The 16,111-nt window shown below is 71.6% G+C and carries 15 protein-coding genes; 11 read left to right on the forward strand and 4 right to left on the reverse strand.

Going from position 1 to position 16,111, the window contains the following annotated elements; all coding sequences use genetic code 11:
* Positions 1-28: 28 nt before the first annotated feature.
* The 4 genes from R2E43_RS26125 to R2E43_RS26140 all read right to left on the reverse strand — a co-directional run bounded on the left by R2E43_RS26125 (position 29) and on the right by R2E43_RS26140 (position 4,771).
* A complete protein-coding gene (locus tag R2E43_RS26125) occupies positions 29-1,240 on the reverse strand; it encodes a helix-turn-helix domain-containing protein (RefSeq protein WP_003976380.1) in 1,212 nt (403 codons plus the stop codon).
* A gap of 184 nt (positions 1,241-1,424) precedes the next feature.
* Positions 1,425-2,366 (reverse strand): hypothetical protein, encoded by a 942-nt coding sequence (locus tag R2E43_RS26130; RefSeq protein WP_003976381.1) that lies wholly within the window; start codon positions 2,364-2,366, stop codon positions 1,425-1,427.
* 34 nt (positions 2,367-2,400) lie between these two features.
* Positions 2,401-4,002: a DUF6801 domain-containing protein gene (locus R2E43_RS26135; protein ID WP_003976382.1), complete on the reverse strand. Its 1,602-nt coding sequence runs from the start codon at positions 4,000-4,002 to the stop codon at positions 2,401-2,403.
* A 136-nt stretch (positions 4,003-4,138) separates the two neighbouring features.
* The gene (locus R2E43_RS26140; RefSeq protein ID WP_003976383.1) at positions 4,139-4,771 is read right to left on the reverse strand and encodes a hypothetical protein; all 633 of its coding nucleotides are present in this window, start codon (positions 4,769-4,771) and stop codon (positions 4,139-4,141) included.
* Between the two features lie 653 nt (positions 4,772-5,424).
* Here R2E43_RS26140 and R2E43_RS26145 point away from each other — a divergent pair.
* Genes R2E43_RS26145 through R2E43_RS26195 form a run of 11 tightly spaced genes read left to right on the forward strand, consistent with a single transcriptional unit; the run spans position 5,425 to position 16,091 of the window.
* The gene (locus R2E43_RS26145) at positions 5,425-6,435 is read left to right on the forward strand and encodes an ABC transporter ATP-binding protein (protein ID WP_016326134.1); all 1,011 of its coding nucleotides are present in this window, start codon (positions 5,425-5,427) and stop codon (positions 6,433-6,435) included.
* The gene (locus R2E43_RS26150) at positions 6,432-7,196 is read left to right on the forward strand and encodes an MlaE family ABC transporter permease (protein ID WP_003976385.1); all 765 of its coding nucleotides are present in this window, start codon (positions 6,432-6,434) and stop codon (positions 7,194-7,196) included. Before R2E43_RS26145 ends, R2E43_RS26150 begins: the two co-directional genes overlap by 4 nt.
* A gap of 6 nt (positions 7,197-7,202) precedes the next feature.
* Entirely contained in the window at positions 7,203-8,009 is an 807-nt protein-coding gene (locus R2E43_RS26155; protein WP_003976386.1) for an MlaE family ABC transporter permease, read from the forward strand.
* A gap of 1 nt (position 8,010) precedes the next feature.
* Entirely contained in the window at positions 8,011-9,267 is a 1,257-nt protein-coding gene (locus R2E43_RS26160; RefSeq protein ID WP_332056620.1) for an MCE family protein, read from the forward strand.
* Positions 9,264-10,328, forward strand: coding sequence for an MCE family protein (locus tag R2E43_RS26165; protein ID WP_121710660.1), 1,065 nt, complete (start codon positions 9,264-9,266; stop codon positions 10,326-10,328). The genes R2E43_RS26160 and R2E43_RS26165 overlap by 4 nt, the downstream gene beginning before the upstream one ends.
* The gene (locus R2E43_RS26170; protein WP_332056621.1) at positions 10,325-11,380 is read left to right on the forward strand and encodes an MCE family protein; all 1,056 of its coding nucleotides are present in this window, start codon (positions 10,325-10,327) and stop codon (positions 11,378-11,380) included. Before R2E43_RS26165 ends, R2E43_RS26170 begins: the two co-directional genes overlap by 4 nt.
* The gene (locus R2E43_RS26175; protein ID WP_319216865.1) at positions 11,377-12,390 is read left to right on the forward strand and encodes an MCE family protein; all 1,014 of its coding nucleotides are present in this window, start codon (positions 11,377-11,379) and stop codon (positions 12,388-12,390) included. Before R2E43_RS26170 ends, R2E43_RS26175 begins: the two co-directional genes overlap by 4 nt.
* Positions 12,387-13,628 carry an MCE family protein gene (locus R2E43_RS26180; RefSeq protein ID WP_011028341.1) on the forward strand — a complete coding sequence of 414 codons (1,242 nt, stop codon included), beginning with the start codon at positions 12,387-12,389 and terminating at the stop codon, positions 13,626-13,628. The genes R2E43_RS26175 and R2E43_RS26180 overlap by 4 nt, the downstream gene beginning before the upstream one ends.
* Positions 13,625-14,926, forward strand: coding sequence for an MlaD family protein (locus R2E43_RS26185; protein WP_319121241.1), 1,302 nt, complete (start codon positions 13,625-13,627; stop codon positions 14,924-14,926). Before R2E43_RS26180 ends, R2E43_RS26185 begins: the two co-directional genes overlap by 4 nt.
* Complete coding sequence (locus R2E43_RS26190; protein ID WP_003976393.1) at positions 14,923-15,435, forward strand: hypothetical protein; 513 nt, start codon at positions 14,923-14,925, stop codon at positions 15,433-15,435. Before R2E43_RS26185 ends, R2E43_RS26190 begins: the two co-directional genes overlap by 4 nt.
* Positions 15,432-16,091 (forward strand): hypothetical protein, encoded by a 660-nt coding sequence (locus R2E43_RS26195; RefSeq protein WP_332056622.1) that lies wholly within the window; start codon positions 15,432-15,434, stop codon positions 16,089-16,091. Before R2E43_RS26190 ends, R2E43_RS26195 begins: the two co-directional genes overlap by 4 nt.
* The last annotated feature ends 20 nt before the right edge of the window (positions 16,092-16,111 follow it).

Consider the following 16,111-nt stretch of genomic DNA (forward strand, 5'->3'; position numbering starts at 1 on the left):
GTACGCACGCGCGCCGGGGCCCCGGTCCTCACTCCGGGTCGTCGTGGCCCCGCAGGTGCAGCGAGCGCAGGGCCACCTCGATGGCGAAGCGGTGGTCGGGGTCGGCGAGCCGGTCGCCCAGGTAGGCGTCCAGCGTCCGCAGGCGGTAGCGGACGGTCTGCGCGTGCACGCCCAGCATCTCGCCGACCTGCTCCGCCGGCGCCCGGGTGGACACGTGCACGCGCAGGGTCTCCACCAGCCGGTCGCGCCGCCTGGCCGGCAACTCGTCGAGCGGGGCCAGTTCACGGGCCGCGACCCGGTCGACCAGGGCCGAGTCGGACAGCAGCCACAGGGTCGTCAGGTGATCCTCGCAGCGGATCAGCGGGGCGTCGGGTATGACATCGTCGTCAACGAGCTGCAGCACGCGGCGGGCCCAGCGGACGGAGTCGGCGGCCTGGCCGACCGGCACGGTCAGACCCAGCGCGGCGCGGGTGCCGGCCAGGGCCGTGCGGATCATGTCGAGGCGGGCGGGGGTGAGGTCCCCGGGCACCAGCAGGTGCGGCTGCGGTATGTCGAGGTCGGCGAGGACGTCCCGGTCGAGCGCCGCCTGGATGTGCTCCGGCGCCGGAGACTGGAGCGCGACCAGGAAGCAGGACCGGGGCAGCTCCCAGGCGGCGGCCTTGCACAGTTCGGAGACGGCCGTCCGGGGCAGCGGCGAGGCGGCGAGCAGGAAGTGCAGTAACTGTCTTCGTAACGCGGACTCCTCGGACGCGGCCCGCTCCCGGACCTCCGCGTATCCCTCGCGGGTGATCGCCTCCAGCTCCTCGACGTAGGCGAAGAGGGCGTCGGCGAAGGCGAGGATCAGCGCGGGGGAGAGGCTGTACTGCCGGCCCAGCGTCTTGGCCCGGCGCAGCGCGATACGGGCGCCGAGCCGGTAGGCCCCTTGCAGGACCTCCAGGTCGCGGCCCTCGTAGGCCTCCACCCGGCCGAACCTGCGCAGCAGTTCGTCCCGCAGCTCCGAACTGCTGGAGGGGTCGGCCACCCGGTCCACGAAGGCGGTCAGCGCCTGCTCGACGCCCTGGCGGATCGCGTCCCCGTCCGGGCCGTTGAGCAGCCTGCCGTACACCGGATAGCTGCGGGTGACCTCGGTGCGTATCTCGTTCAGCAGCCCCGGGAGCAGCGGACGCATGAAGGCCGCGAACTTCTTGGGCAGGGGGTCGAGCGGTTCACCGAGCACCGAAGGACGCGCGATTGAGGGCATGAGTGATCCCTTGCCGTCGACATGTCCGGTGGGGTGGGCCGACCGGGCCCCGCCCTCGGCGGGCGGAGCCCGGACCGGGCCACTGGGTGTTCACCGGTCTGGCAGAGCTGAAGGTAAATCAACTTTGTTGTGTTGTACATCTCTTGGGGAGGAATCGTGTCCCGGTTGTGTGTGCTTTTGGCTGTTACTCGACGGCGGAGTGCCAGTTCTCGGCCAGGACCTTGCCGGCGTCGGGGACGACGGTCCCCGGTGCGTTGAGCCCGGTGAGGTGGGTCCGGGTGTCGTTCAGGGTGAGACTGTTGTTCCCGGCGGCGGAGGGCAGCCCGGTCTTCGCGTTCACCGCGAGGTTGATCAGACCGACGTTCAGGCCGCAGCCGGTGGCGCCGGGCACCGCGAAGGTGCTGTCGTTCTGGGTGGCGCCGGTGAGGTTGATCCGGCTCATCTCGCCCGCCGGGTCGGCGGTGCCGTCGCCCTGGAAGAAGCTCAGGCCGGCCTCGGGGTAGTCGCGGTTCTCCGGGCGCAGCACGATCGGCTTGGCGGCCGTCCCGATGTAGCACTTGTCGCCGAGCAGCGGGTTCTCCAGGTGGATGCGGACCGGCAGGGCGACGATGGGCATGTCGGTGAGGACGCCCGCGGTCTGGTCGAAGGCGTAGGGCGCGCCGACCGACTCCATGGTCGCGGTGATCTTGTTGAGGCTGGAGTTCTCCAGCGACTCGCAGATGCCCGTGATGACGAAGATGTCGCTCGGGCACATCAGGCCGAGCAGTCCGCCGGGCACGGTGGCGGGCTCGGCGACCAGCGCGCCGGAGGCGGGGGCGACCACGCTGCTGGTGCCGTCCGCGTTCTGGACGATGCCCATCTGCAGGTTGGTCCTGCCGGTCGTCACGGTGGTGTCGCCCAGCTTGATGGAGCCGCTCGCCGAGGTGGACACCACACACTGCGGGGTCTTGTCGAAGCCGTCGGCCGCCAGCATCGCCGGGGCGTCCACGGGGCAGCGGGTGAAGGGGGCCCACTCGCCGTTCAGCGCGGGTTCGGCGGCGGTCGCCGTGCCCAGGGAGGCGAAGGCGCCGAGCGCGGTCAGCGCGGACACGGTGGCGAGCCGGGTGCGGGTGGAGATCCGGGGCATGGTGGTGGCCTTCCGTGGAGGTGTGGGACGGGGATCAGCGCTCGGCGACGGGGATCTCGTAGGGCTGGAGGTCCTCGGTGCACTGGCCTTCGTTCTCAGGGCTCGGGAAGACGGGGGCGGCGATCGCGCACGTCTGGCCCTGGACCTGCTTGATGTAGTTGCCCGGACCCGAGACGGAGGCGGTGAGCAGGCGGTCGAGGTCCTCACCGTCGCTGCCGCAGCCGGTGAAGGCGGGGATGGTCGCCTCGCCGGACAGCGCGCCGCCGCTCAGCAGCAGGTAGCCGGTGGCCGGCAGGCCGATGAGCTGCTCGCCCCGGCCGTACAGCACCAGGTGGTCACCGGGGAAGTTCGCGGGGTCCGGGTCCTCGGAGGTGAGGGACGTCTCGGTCCGGCATTCCGAACCGACGTCCAGGGGTGTGCCGTTGACCTCGAGGTCCAGCACATGCAGGACCAGCGGGGCCCGGACGTAGGTGTCGGTGATCGTGGTGAAGTCGGACAGCCGTATCTTCATGCGCGAGTCGATCCGCATGGTTCCCGTCTGCTCCAGCACCATGGTGGCCTTCACCGGGGCGAAGTCGAAGGACAGGAACGTCGCTTCGAAGGGCGGGGTCTGCTTGCGCTCCCGGTAGTGGAAGTTCGCGTACGACAGCGTGTCGAAGATCAGGTACTCCGGGTCCGGCGGGCCCGGTACGGGCAGCCCCTGCTCGATCAGCACGCAGGACGGCGGGAGGTACGCGGCGCCCTTCATCTTCTTCACGTTGGCGTAGCCGGTGACATAGGCGTTGAGCGAGACGTCGGTGGGAGGGTGCTGCTCGTCGTAGCGGCAGGGCGGGACGTCGTCGCGGTCCGCGGCGGCGCCGGGGGTGTTCTCCAGCACCTTCGGCGAGCGCTCGGACTGCCGCTCCGGCCGCCGGTCTCCCGGCCCGTCCTGCCGTCCGTCGTCGTCCGGCGCCCCGGAGGACCCGGCCGGCCCCGACGAGGACGGCGAACCGCTCGGTGCCTGCCCGTCCGTGCCGACCGGTACGGTGGCCAGCAGCCCCTGGCCGGGCGCGTCCTCGGCGAGGGTGCAGTCGACGGTCAGCGAGCCGGGGTCCGCGGTGGCCGGATCGGCCGCCCCGAGCGCCAGGTCGATCGCGAGAGCGCCCGCCGAGAACGTCAGGTCGCCGTCGCTCCGGCCGGCCACCGAGGGGACGTCTCCCCGCGTCACCAGCGTCAGCGGCCCCGACCCGGGCAGCGCGACGGGCTCGGCGCTGCCCCGCCAGGTCGCCGCCGCCGTGGCCGTGTTCTGGGCGACGCCGACGGCGAGCGAGGTGGCCGCCCGTACCTCGGCCGCGTCGCGCGCGGTGAGGTCCGCGACCGCCTCCGCCGGGAGTTCGACGGTGGTGGTGACGTCGGACGGCGTGAACGCCTCGCCCGCCCCGGCCCGTTCGGGGAACTCCGCCGAGACCCGCACCGTCGCGGGCAGCTGCCCCGAGGGGAGGGTGCAGACATAGGGGAGTTCGGCCTCGACCTCCTGGGTGCCCGAGGCCGAGGCGGTGGTCGGGACCAGGGCGGCGAGCACGACGAACGCGGCGATCGACGTGGTCCGGGCGCGGGCCCGGGACGGCCGCGGGGCGGCGGCTGGCGTGGCTTTCATACGACTCCGCTCGGATGGCTCGGACAAGGCGCGCCGGTCTGCTCGGACGCGCGGCACGGGGCCCGCGAACGCGCGGCACGGGGCCCGCGAACGCCCGGCCGGGGTACCGGCCGGGCGGGCGGGGCTGGTCGGCGGCCTACGGGTTGGAGCCGACGATGGTGGGGATGGCGCCGGTGCTCGCCACCGTGACGGCGTAGTTGCCCTTGAAGGTGGGCTTGGTGGTGGGGGTGACGATCGCACCGCAGTTGACCGGGTTGCTGACCGCCAGTTCACCGGCGGTGCTGTTGATCGCCAGGATGCCGGTGGAGTTGGTGTACGTGCCGGAGGCCTTGCCCGTCACCGTGAACTTGCAGGCGCCGGCGGTGACGTTGGCCTTGACGTTGCCGACGTAGCCCTTGGTGACACCGGTGGAGGAGTTGTAGTCCAGCGCGATGACGTCCCAGGGGGTGACCGACGTGGTGGTGACGTTGCCCAGGACGCTGGTGCACGGCGAGCCGGACGCACCGAAGTTCATGGTGGTGATGTCGGCGACGTCCCCGGGGTTGCCGGTGGCGCTCGCCATCGTCCCGGCAGCCGTCGAGGTCGTGCACGTCATGGGGATGGTGGCGGTGAGCACGATGTTGCCGACGTTCACGGCCTTGAAGGCGGCCGGCGAGGGGTTGACCGTCCACACCGTGGAGGGCACCGCCGAGGAGGGGACGGCGGCGAGGCCGAGCGCCGACGCGGCCGCACACACCACGAGGGCCGACCTTCTCATGTTCTTCTTCATGACTCGGACTCTCCTTGAGGGTTGACCGGGATTGGGCCGTGACGTTACTCGTCGGAAACATAGGCGAACAATGCGGCCGTCCATGATTCTTTGAAAAGGGGAACAAGCTGTTTCCGGGGTGAGTGAAACGCGATTCGGCTTAGTCATCCGATGCCAAGGTCGAAGCGTTCGGCTCGCGGTGCTCCTGCTCCGTCACCGTCCCACGCGAGGGGGTCCCGATACTCACTCGATGACAAGTAGTCGGCGGGTTCTTGTGCCTTCCGTGACAGGTTCCGGATGGCCGAAGTCGGTATCCCGGAAAACTCCTGACCCGGTGTTGCCCGCCGAGGTTACTCGGCCGTAACGTGCCGGTGCGGTGCTCGGTTCCAGGTCGGTGGCCCCCGTCGGCCGGAGCCATGGCGGACGCGTTCCGGCCCACCCTCCATCGGGCCCGGGTGTCCGCCGGCGGGGTCCCGCGGGATCCACACCCCCCGGAACCGCGAGACCCTGCCCTGTCTCCCCGGAGACAAGTACGGGGCGGGGAGGTTGTCAGCGCGGTGACAAGTTCCGCGGGGGTGCCGAAGATCCGTGCCGCACCCGTTGTCAGTGCGCTTCGGGCCGACTTAACGTGCGGGCCCGCAGCGCGTATCCGATTGGCGTCCGCTGGAGGTGATATGGGAATCGAAGTGGTGGTCGAGGGCCTGACCAAGTCCTTCGGTAAGCAGAGCATCTGGCGGGACGTGTCACTCACTCTTCCGGCGGGAGAGGTCAGCGTGATGCTGGGCCCGTCCGGAACCGGTAAGACCGTTTTCCTGAAGTCGCTCATCGGGCTGCTCAAACCCGAGAAGGGCCGTGTCCTCATCAACGGGGTGGACATGGTGAACAGTCCGGAAAGAGACATCTACGAGACCCGGAAACTGTTCGGTCTCATGTTCCAGGACGGCGCCCTCTTCGGGTCCATGTCCCTTTTCGACAACATCGCCTTCCCGCTGCGCGAACACACCCGCAAGAAGGAGTCCGAGATCCGCCGCATCGTCATGGAGCGGATCGAGGTCGTCGGGCTGCTGGGCGCGGAGGGAAAGCTGCCGGGAGAGATCAGCGGAGGCATGCGCAAGCGGGCGGGACTGGCCCGCGCGCTGGTCCTCGACCCGCAGATCATCCTCTGCGACGAACCGGACTCCGGTCTCGACCCGGTCCGCACCGCCTACATCTCCCAGCTGCTGATCGACCTGAACGCCCAGCTGGACGCGACGATGCTGATCGTCACCCACAACCTCGACATCGCGGCCACCGTGCCGGACAACATGGGGATGCTCTTCCTGCGCCAACTCGTCACCTTCGGCCCGCGCGAGGTGCTGCTCACCAGTGACGAGCCGGTCGTGGCCCAGTTCCTGGGCGGCCGGCGCGAGGGGCCCATCGGGATGTCCGAGGAGAAGGACGCGGCCACCCTCGCCGCCGAGGCGGACGCCGCCCCCGCCGCCCCCGCCGCGCCCCGGGTGATCGTGCCGCAGCTGGAGCCCTCGCCCGGCCTGCCGCCGCGCCGGGCCGTCGCCCGCCGACGCAAGCGCGTCATGGGCATGATCGACACCTTGCCGCCCGCCGCGCGGTCCGCCATCCGGGACACCTACGCCAGGGACTCCGAGGCGGCCACGCTGCCGATGCCCGCCGCCGGGAGCGGCGCGTGATCACCGGCGCCCTGCGGCAGACCGGGCGGCTCTTCGCGCTCGCGGCGGAAGTCGTCCGGGCCGTGTTCCGAAGACCCTTCCAGTTCCGCGAGTTCGTCGAGCAGTTCTGGTTCGTCGCCAGCGTGACCATCCTGCCCGCCGCCCTGGTCTCGATCCCCTTCGGAGCCGTCATCGCGCTCCAGGTCGGCTCCCTGACCGAGCAGCTCGGCGCCCAGTCGTTCACCGGCGGCGCCAGCGTCCTCGCCGTCGTCCAGCAGGCCAGCCCGCTCATCGTCGCGCTGCTCATCGCCGGCGCCGGCGGCTCGGCCATCTGCGCCGACCTCGGCTCCCGCAGGATCCGGGAGGAACTCGACGCCATGGAGGTCATGGGCGTCTCCCCGGTGCAGCGCCTGGTCGTGCCCCGGGTGCTGGCCGCGATGGGCGTCGCGGTCCTGCTCAACGGCCTGGTCTCCGTCGTCGGCATCCTCGGCGGCTACTTCTTCAACGTCATCATGCAGGGCGGCACCCCCGGCGCCTACCTCTCCAGCTTCTCCGCCCTCGCCCAGCTGCCCGACCTCTACGTCAGCGAACTCAAGGCGCTGGTCTTCGGGTTCATCGCGGGCATCGTCGCCGCCTACCGGGGACTCAACCCGCGCGGCGGCCCCAAGGGCGTCGGCGACGCCGTCAACCAGTCCGTCGTCATCACCTTCCTCCTGCTCTTCTTCGTCAACATGGTGATGACGGCCGTCTACCTCCAGATCGTCCCGCCGAAGGGAGGCTGAGGTCCGATGGCCTCCCCGCTCGTCTGGCTCGACCGCTCCGGTGACCAACTGCTCTTCTACGTCCGGGCCCTGCTGTGGGTCCCGCGGACCCTGCGCCGCTACCTCAAGGAGGTGCAGCGCCTCCTCGCCGAGGTGGCCTTCGGCTCCGGCGGCCTCGGCGTCATCGGCGGCACCATCGGCGTGATGATCGCGATGACGCTCTTCACCGGGACTGTCGTCGGAATCCAGGGCTACGCGGCCCTCGACCAGATCGGCACGTCGGCGTTCACCGGATTCGTCTCCGCCTACTTCAACACCCGCGAGATCGCGCCCCTCGTCGCCGGACTCGCCCTCTCCGCGACCGTCGGGGCCGGCTTCACCGCCCAGCTCGGCGCGATGCGCATCAACGAGGAGGTCGACGCGCTGGAGGGCATGGGCATCCGCTCCATGCCCTACCTCGTCACCACCCGCATCATCGCCGGCGTCGTCGCCATCATCCCGCTCTACGCGATCGGGCTGCTCTCCTCCTTCCTCGCCTCCCGCTACGTGACCGTCCTGTTCAACGGGCAGTCCCGCGGCACCTACGACCACTACTTCAACCTCTTCCTCTCCCCGACGGACGTGCTGCTCTCCGTCCTGAAGGTGCTGATCTTCAGCGTGATGGTGATCGTCGCCCACTGCTACTACGGCTACCGCGCCTCCGGCGGCCCGGCCGGTGTCGGCGTCGCCGTCGGCCGGTCGGTGCGCAACGCCATCGTGCTGATCAGCGTCACCGACTTCTTCCTGTCGCTGGCCCTGTGGGGCGCGACCACGACCGTGAAGGTGGCGGGGTGAGATGAGCCGACCGGAAGGACACACACTGCGCCGCCGGCTCGCCGGGGTCGTCTTCGTGCTGGTGCCCGCCCTGCTGATCTGGCTGGCCGTCGCCGTCTACGACAAGAAGTTCACCGACTCCGACCCGGTGGTCGTCGAGACCGGCAGCGCCGGCAACCAGATGCACCCCGGTGCCGAGGTGAAGCTGCGCGGCGTGGTCGTCGGCGAGGTCCGCGCCATCGACGCCACCGGCGACGGCGCCCGGCTCACCCTCGCCATGAAGCCCGGCACGCTGGACGACGTACCCTCCGACGTCCGCGCGCAGATGCTGCCCACCACCCTGTTCGGCGAGCGGTTCGTGGCCCTCGTACCGCCCGCGAACCCCTCGCCCGAGCCCCTGGCGGCCGGGGCCGTGGTCCCCCAGGACCGGTCGGCCAACGCCATCGAGCTCCAGCAGGTGCTCGACGACGTCCTGCCGATGCTCACCGCCGTCCAGCCGCAGAAGCTCTCCGCCACCCTGTCCGCCGTCTCGCAGGCCCTCGAAGGCCGCGGGGAGCGGCTCGGCGACACGCTCACCCTGCTGGACGATCACCTGGCGGAGTTCAACCCCAACCTGCCCGCCCTCAACCGTGACCTCAAGGAACTCGTGAAGGTCAGCCATGTCTACGCGGACGCCGCGCCCGACGTCATCACGGCGCTCACCGACTTCACCACCACCAGCGGCACCCTCGCCGAGCAGGAGGCGGACCTCGCCGCCACCCTCGCCGCCACGACCCGGACGGCCGAGGACGTGACGGCCTTCCTGCACAAGAACAAGGACAACATCATCCGGCTCGGCGACACCAGCCGCCCCACCCTGGAACTGCTCGCCGAGTACTCCCCGGCCTTCCCCTGCACCCTGCGCACCCTCGCCGAGTTCGTGCCGGCCATGGACAAGGCGCTCGGCAAGGGCACCGACCGGCCCGGCATCCACGTGGACGTCACCAGCGTCGCCTCGCGCGGGGCCTACCGACCCGGCCGCGACACCCCGGTCTACGACTCCGGCGGCGGGCCCCGCTGCCCCTCGGTGCCCTACCTCGGCGCGCTGCCCAGGCCCACCGCCCGGACCGCCGCCCCCGCGGCCGAGCAGGACCTCGGGCCCGCCAACTCCCCGCAGGAGAACGACCTCGTCAACGAACTCCTGGCCCCCGCCGCCGGGAAGAGCCCCGGTGACCTGCCCGACTGGAGCAGCCTGCTCGTCGGCCCCGTCTACCGAGGCACGGAGGTGACCCTCGGATGACCGGCGCCGACCACGCGCACACCCGGCGCCGTCCGCTGACCGGACCGCTGGTCAAGTCCCTCGTCTTCGTGGTGGTCACCGCCCTCGCCACGACCGTGCTCGGCCTGAGCGTCGCCGGCACCAGTGTCGACTCCGGCACCGGCACCAGCACCTACAAGGCCCTGTTCACCGACGTCACCGGGCTCGTCGACGGCGACAGCGTGCGGATCTCCGGGGTGACGGTCGGCGAGGTGACCGACGTACGCGTCGTCGACCGGCGCACCGCGCAGGTCACCTTCACCGTCCGCGACGACCGCACGCTGCCCCGCTCGACCACCGCCGCCGTGAAGTACCTCAACATGGTCGGCCAGCGCTACGTCTCCCTCGGCCGCGGCAGCGGCGACCTCGCCGGCACCCTGCCGGAGGGCGGCACCGTCCCGCTGGACCGCACCACGCCCGCGCTCGACCTGACCCTGCTCTTCAACGGCTTCAAGCCGCTCTTCGAGGGCCTCTCCCCGAAGGACGTCAACGACCTCGCCGGATCGATCGTGCAGGTGCTCCAGGGCGAGGGCGCCACCGTCGACAGCCTGATCCGCCACGTCGGCTCGCTCGGCACGACCGTCGCCGCCAAGGACAAGGTGATCGGCGAGGTCGTCGAGAACCTCACCACCGTCCTGGACACCCTCAACGACCGCGAGGACGGCTTCGACGACCTCGTGGTCACCCTCCAGAAGCTCGTCACCGGCTTCAACCAGGACCGCAAACCGCTCGGCGAGGCCGTCGCCGCCATGGGCGACCTGACCACCGTCACCGCGGGACTCCTGGAGGACGGACGCGCCCCCCTCAAGAAGGACGTCCGCGAACTGGGCCGGCTCTCGGCGGGCCTCGGCGAGCACACCCCGCAGATCGAGGACTTCCTGGAGAAGAGCCCCGCCAAGATGACCGCTCTGGCCCGCCTGTCCTCCTACGGCTCGTGGTTCAACCTCTACCTCTGCGAGGCGCGCGTGAGCGGAGTGAGCACCTCCGACGGCTCGGAGCCGCCGACCGGCATCGCGATCACCGAATCGAGGTGCCGCGGATGAAGCGCCCACGCGGAAAGCCGCTGTTCAAGCCGGTCAAGGAGCGCAACCCGGTCGCCGTGGGCGTCGCCGGACTGCTCGTCCTCACCCTGGTCGCCCTGCTCGTCTACAACGTAGACCGGCTGCCGTTCGGCGGCGGCACCACCTACAGCGCCGACTTCTCCGAGTCCGCCGGCCTCGACGAGGGCGACGAGGTGCGCATCGCCGGCGTCAAGGTCGGCCAGGTCACCGGAGTCGCGCTCGACGGCGCCAAGGTCAAGGTCACCTTCGAGGTCGAGGACGCCTGGATCGGCGACCGGACGACCGCCGCCATCGCCATCAAGACCGTCCTCGGCGACAAGTACCTGGCGCTCGACCCGCTCGGCTCCGGCCGCCAGGACCCCGGCGCCCGCATCCCGCTCGCCCGCACCACCTCCCCCTACGACGTGACCCAGGCCTTCCAGGACCTCAGCGGCACCGTCGACGACATCGACACCGGACGGCTCGCGGAGAGCTTCGAAACCATCTCCGACACCTTCAAGGACTCCCCGCCGCACGTGCGCAAGGCGGCCACCGGCCTGTCCGACCTGTCCAAGTCGATCTCGAAGCGCGACGCGAAGCTCTCCGAACTCCTGAAGGGCAGCGCGCGGTTCACCAAGACGCTGGAGAACAACAAGTCCAGCTTCGAGACCCTCATCGAGGACGGCGGCCCGCTGCTCGGTGAACTCCGCGACCGCCGCACCGCCATCAACGCCCTGCTCAAGGGCAGCCAGGACCTCGGCACCGAACTCGGCGGCCTCGTCGAGGACAACGAGAAGCAGCTCGGCCCCACCCTCAAAGCGCTCGGCCGGGTCACCAGCGTCCTGGAGAAGAACAACACCCGGCTCGGCGAGACCCTCGCCCTGGTCGGCCCGTACTACCGCCTGGTCGGCAACACCCTGGGCAACGGCCGCTGGTTCGACAGCTACCTGTGCGGCGTCGTGCCCCGCGACTACCTGCCCGAGACCTCCCAGCCCTCGACCGGATGCCTGCCGCCGAAACAGCCCGCGGCGGCCCAGGGGAGCGGTGCGCGATGACCCGACGCCGAAAGATCCTCACCGGGGTGCTCGCCCTCGTGGTGCTCGCCGCCGGCGGCCTGGCCGCGGCCCGGGCCCTCGGACCCGGCGGCACCCGCGTCACCGCCTACTTCGACCGCGCCATCGGCGTCTACGCCGGGTCCGACCTGCGCATCCTCGGGGTGCGGGTCGGAGAGGTGGAGTCGGTGGACCCCGAGGGCACCCGGGTCCGCGTCGGCCTCCGCCTGGACGACGGGATCAAGGTCCCCGAGGACGCGCGGGCCGTCGTCGTCGCGCCGAGCGTCGTCGCCGACCGCTACGTGCAGCTCACCCCCGCCTACCGCACGGGCCCCGCCCTCGCCGACGGCGCCGTGCTGCCCGCCTCCCGCAACCACGTGCCCGTCGAGATCGACCAGATCTACGACTCGATCACCGAACTCGGCGACACCCTCGGCCCGGACGGCGCCAACGCCGACGGTGCCCTGTCCGAGCTGCTGAGGACCGGCGCCGACAACCTCGACGGCAACGGCGAGGCCATCGGCGACGGCGTCGAGCAGTTCGGCAAGGCCGCCAAGACCCTCGACGGCAGCAGCGGCGACCTGTTCGAGACGCTCTCCAGCCTCCAGACCTTCACCACCATGCTGAAGAACAAGGACACCGACGTGCGCACCGCCCAGGAACGCCTGGACGAGGTCGTCAGCTTCTTCGCCGACAACAAGGACGACCTCACCGGCGCCCTGGAGGAACTCGGCAAGGCCCTCGGCCAGGTCAAGACCTTCATCGAGGACAACCGGGGCGAGCTGAAGAAGAACGTCGACCGGCTCGTCCCCATCACGCGGACCCTGGTCGAGCAACGCGCCTCGCTGGCCGAGGCGCTGGACGTGGCGCCGCTGGCCGCCGACAACGTCGTGAACGCCTACAACCCCGACACCCGCACCCTCGACGGCCGCGCCAACCTCAACGAGATCAGCAGTGGCGGCCCGCTGCTGCCGCTGCCCGTGGCCGGGACGGAGAAGGGGGAGGGGCGATGAAGCGCGCAACGCTCCCCAGGGGCCGGGTGGCCGGACTCACCGCCGGCTCACTGGCCGCCGTCGGACTCGCCCTCGCCCTGACCCTCGGCGGGGTGAGCGTCGTACCGAGCGGCTTCGACGGGATCGAGGACCTGCCGCTGCCCGGCGGCGCCGACCTCGGCGACCACCCCTACACCGTCACCGCGGAACTCCAGGACGTGCTCAGCCTCGTCCCGCACTCCGCGGTACGGGTCAACGACGTCGCCGTCGGCCGGATCACCGGCATCGAACTCGGCGAGGACGACTGGTCGGCCCGCGTCACCATGGAGATCAACGGCGAGGTGCGGCTGCCCGCCGACGCCACCGCCCGCCTCGAACAGTCCAGCCTGCTGGGCGAGAAGTACGTCCAGCTCGTCGCGCCCGCCAAGGAGACCGGAACCGGCCGGCTCACCGACGGCAGCGTCATCCCGCTGGCCCGCACCAGCCGCAACACCGAGGTCGAGGAGGTGTTCGGCGCGCTGTCCCTGCTCCTCAACGGCGGCGGTGTCAACCAGCTCAAGACCATCACCCGGGAGCTCAACGCCGCGCTCGGCGGCCGCGAACCCGAGGTCCGCTCGATGCTGAAGCGGGTCAACACCCTGGTGGGCGACCTCGACGACCACCGCGGGGACATCACCGACGCCCTCGACGCCGTCAACCGGCTCTCCTCGACCCTCGCCACCCGCAAGGACGACGTCGGCACCGTCCTCACCGACCTCTCGCCCGGACTGAAGACGCTGGAGAGGCAGCGCGGCTCCCTGCTGACCATGCTGCGCTCCCTCGACACGCTGTCCGGCGTCGCCGTCTCCACCATCAACGCGAGCAAGGACGACATGATCGCGGACCTCAAGGCCGTCGCGCCGACGCTGAGGGCCCTGGCCGACGCGGGCACGGACCTGCCCGACTCGCTCCAGGTGCTGCTGACGTACCCGTTCACCGACGAGGTGCTGCGCGGGGTGAAGGGCGACTACCTCAACACGTACCTGAGCATGGTCGCCGTGCCCGGGACCGAGGTGATCCCGCCGCTGGTGGACGGGGACACGCCCGGGCCGACCGCGTCCGCGACGGCGCAGGACGGACCGGACCCGGCGGCGAAGAACCCGGCCGCGAAGAACCCGATTTCGCGGAAGCGGTCCTCCGGACAGCGCGGCTCCGCCTCGCCGCTGCCGCTGCCCTCCGTCTCCGGGGCCGGGCCGGCGTCCGGAGGTGAACACGGGTGATCACCCTCGCCGTACGGCTGAAGAACCTCGCCTTCCTCCTCATCGCCGTCCTCGCCCTCTCCTTCCTCGGCATCCGCTACGCCGACCTGGGCCGCTACGTGGGCGTCGCCGACTACTACACCGTCGACGTGCACCTCCCGCGCACCGGCGGACTGTTCACCCACTCCGACGTGACCTACCGGGGCGTGTCGGTGGGCCGCGTCGGCCCGATCGACCTCACCGCCGAGGGCGTCGTCGCCGAACTCCGCATCAAGAAGTCCGCGCCCCGCATCCCCGCCGACACCAAGGCCGTGGTCGCCGGGCTCTCCGCCGTCGGCGAGCAGTACATCGACCTGCGGCCCGAGAGCGACGGCTCCCCCTACCTCGCCGACGGCACCCGCATCGAGCAGGCCGACACCGAGGTGCCGGCGCCCGTCACCGACGTGCTCACCAGCGTCGACGACCTGGCGAGCTCCGTGCCGCTGGAGGACCTGCGCACGGTCGTCGACGAGTTCGGCAAGGCCTTCGAAGGACACGGCGACGACCTCCAGGTGCTGCTCGACAGCGGCAGCGACTTCGTCGAGGCCGCCGACCGCGCCCTGCCGTCCACCACGCTGCTCATCCACGACGGCGAGACCGTCCTGCGCACCCAGGCCCAGGAGGCGCGGGCCATCCGCGACTTCGCCGTCGGCGCGAAGGACCTGGCGGCCGCCCTCAAGGGCTCCGACGCCGACCTGCGCCGCCTGCTCGCGGTCACCCCCGAGGCCGCCACCCAGGTCAGCGGCCTGCTGCGGGACCTGGACCCGAGCCTCGGGGTGGTCCTCGCCAACCTCCTGACCACGTCCGAGGTCGCCGTCACCCGGCAGCGCGGCATCGAGGAACTCCTCGTGAAGTACCCGGCGGCCGTCTCCGCCGGTGCCACCGCCGTCGACGGGGGCAAGCTGGACCTCGGCCTGGCCGTCACCTTCTTCAGCCCCCTGCCCTGCACCGACGGCTACGGCGGCACCCGCTACCGCAACGGCCTCGACCTCGGCACCGCGCCCGCCCTCAACACCGACGCCGCCTGCACCGCCCCGGCGTCGGGCGGGAAGAACGTACGCGGCTCGGCCAACGCCCCGAAGAGCGGCGCGGTCCCCGACCCGGCCACCCCCGGCTCCCTGCCCTCGGGCGGCGGCCGGACCACCCCGGCCGGGGGCGGCTCCCCGGCCAGGGACGGCTCCACGGCCCTCCCCGGTGCCCTCGCCCTGCCCGGACAGAGCGGTGAGGCACCGGCCGGCCTGACCGGTCTCCTCGCCCCGGCCGCCGGGGGTGCGCGATGAGGCGGGCCCGGATCCTCGCGGGAGCGGGGCTCGTGCTGGCCCTCGGCGTCTGCGGCACCGGCGCGTGGACGTACACGCAGGCCCGCACCGACGACGGGCTCGCGTACGGCCGGGAACGGGACGAGGCGCTCGCCGACGGGAGGGACGGCATCGCCGTACTCACCACGCTCGACGCCGCCACCCGGGAGCGGGCGGAGCGGAGCATCCGGGACTGGCGTGCCGTCTCCACCGGGCCGTTGCGCGAGGAACTCGGCGGCACCGAGGCGGCGGCCGGGACCTCGGCGCGGGGCACCGTCACCGAGGCCGCCGTCACCGCGCTCGACACCCGGTCGGGCACGGCCAAGCTCATCGCCACCGTGCGCGTCGAGGTCACCCCCGGCGGCGCGAAGAAGCCGTCCACCGACCGCAAGCGCCTGGAGGCGGTCCTGGCCCGCACGGGCGAGGGGGAGTGGAAGGTACGGGCACTGAGCGCCGTACCGGTGGCCGAGGAGAAGGGCGAGGAGCGATGACCCCGACGTGGTTGCTGCGCAGGAGCGCCGCACCGGAGCCCGGCACGGTGGAGGAAACGGCCCCCGGCACGGACGCCGAGGACGCCCCTGCCGAGCCCGAGGCCGCCGAGCCGGAGTCCCCCGCCACCCGTCCGCCGAACGGACGCCTGCGCACAGCGGTCCTGGCGGGCACCGCCGTCGTCCTCGTCCTCGGCGGCTGCGGATTCTTCTACGGGGCCCACCAGTTGAGGTCGCAGGCGCCCGCACGGAACCAGGCGCTCACCGACGCCGAGGCCACCTCCCGCGTCGCGGGCGACGTCGGCAACGCCCTCGCCCGGATCTTCTCCTACACCCCGGACGGCACCGCGGCCGCCGAACGCTCCGCGAGCACCGTCCTCGACGGCCGCGCCGCCCGCCAGTACGAGACCCTCTTCGCCCGGGTCCGCGACGACCTCACCGAGCAGCGCGTCACCCTGAGCACCCGGGCCGTACGCACCGGAGTGATCGAACTCGACGGCGACCGGGCCCGCCTGCTGGTCTTCCTCGACCAGACCTCCCACCGCGACCCGGGCAAGGACAAGGGCGACGCCGCGGCGACCACCGCGGCGGCCCAGCTCACCGTCACCGCACGGCTCGACGACGACCGCTGGCGGATCGTCGACATCAAGGCCCGCTGACCATGCGCGGGAGACTGGAG

The sequence above is a fragment of the Streptomyces violaceoruber genome (assembly GCF_033406955.1).
Classification (GTDB): Bacteria; Actinomycetota; Actinomycetes; order Streptomycetales; family Streptomycetaceae; genus Streptomyces; species Streptomyces violaceoruber.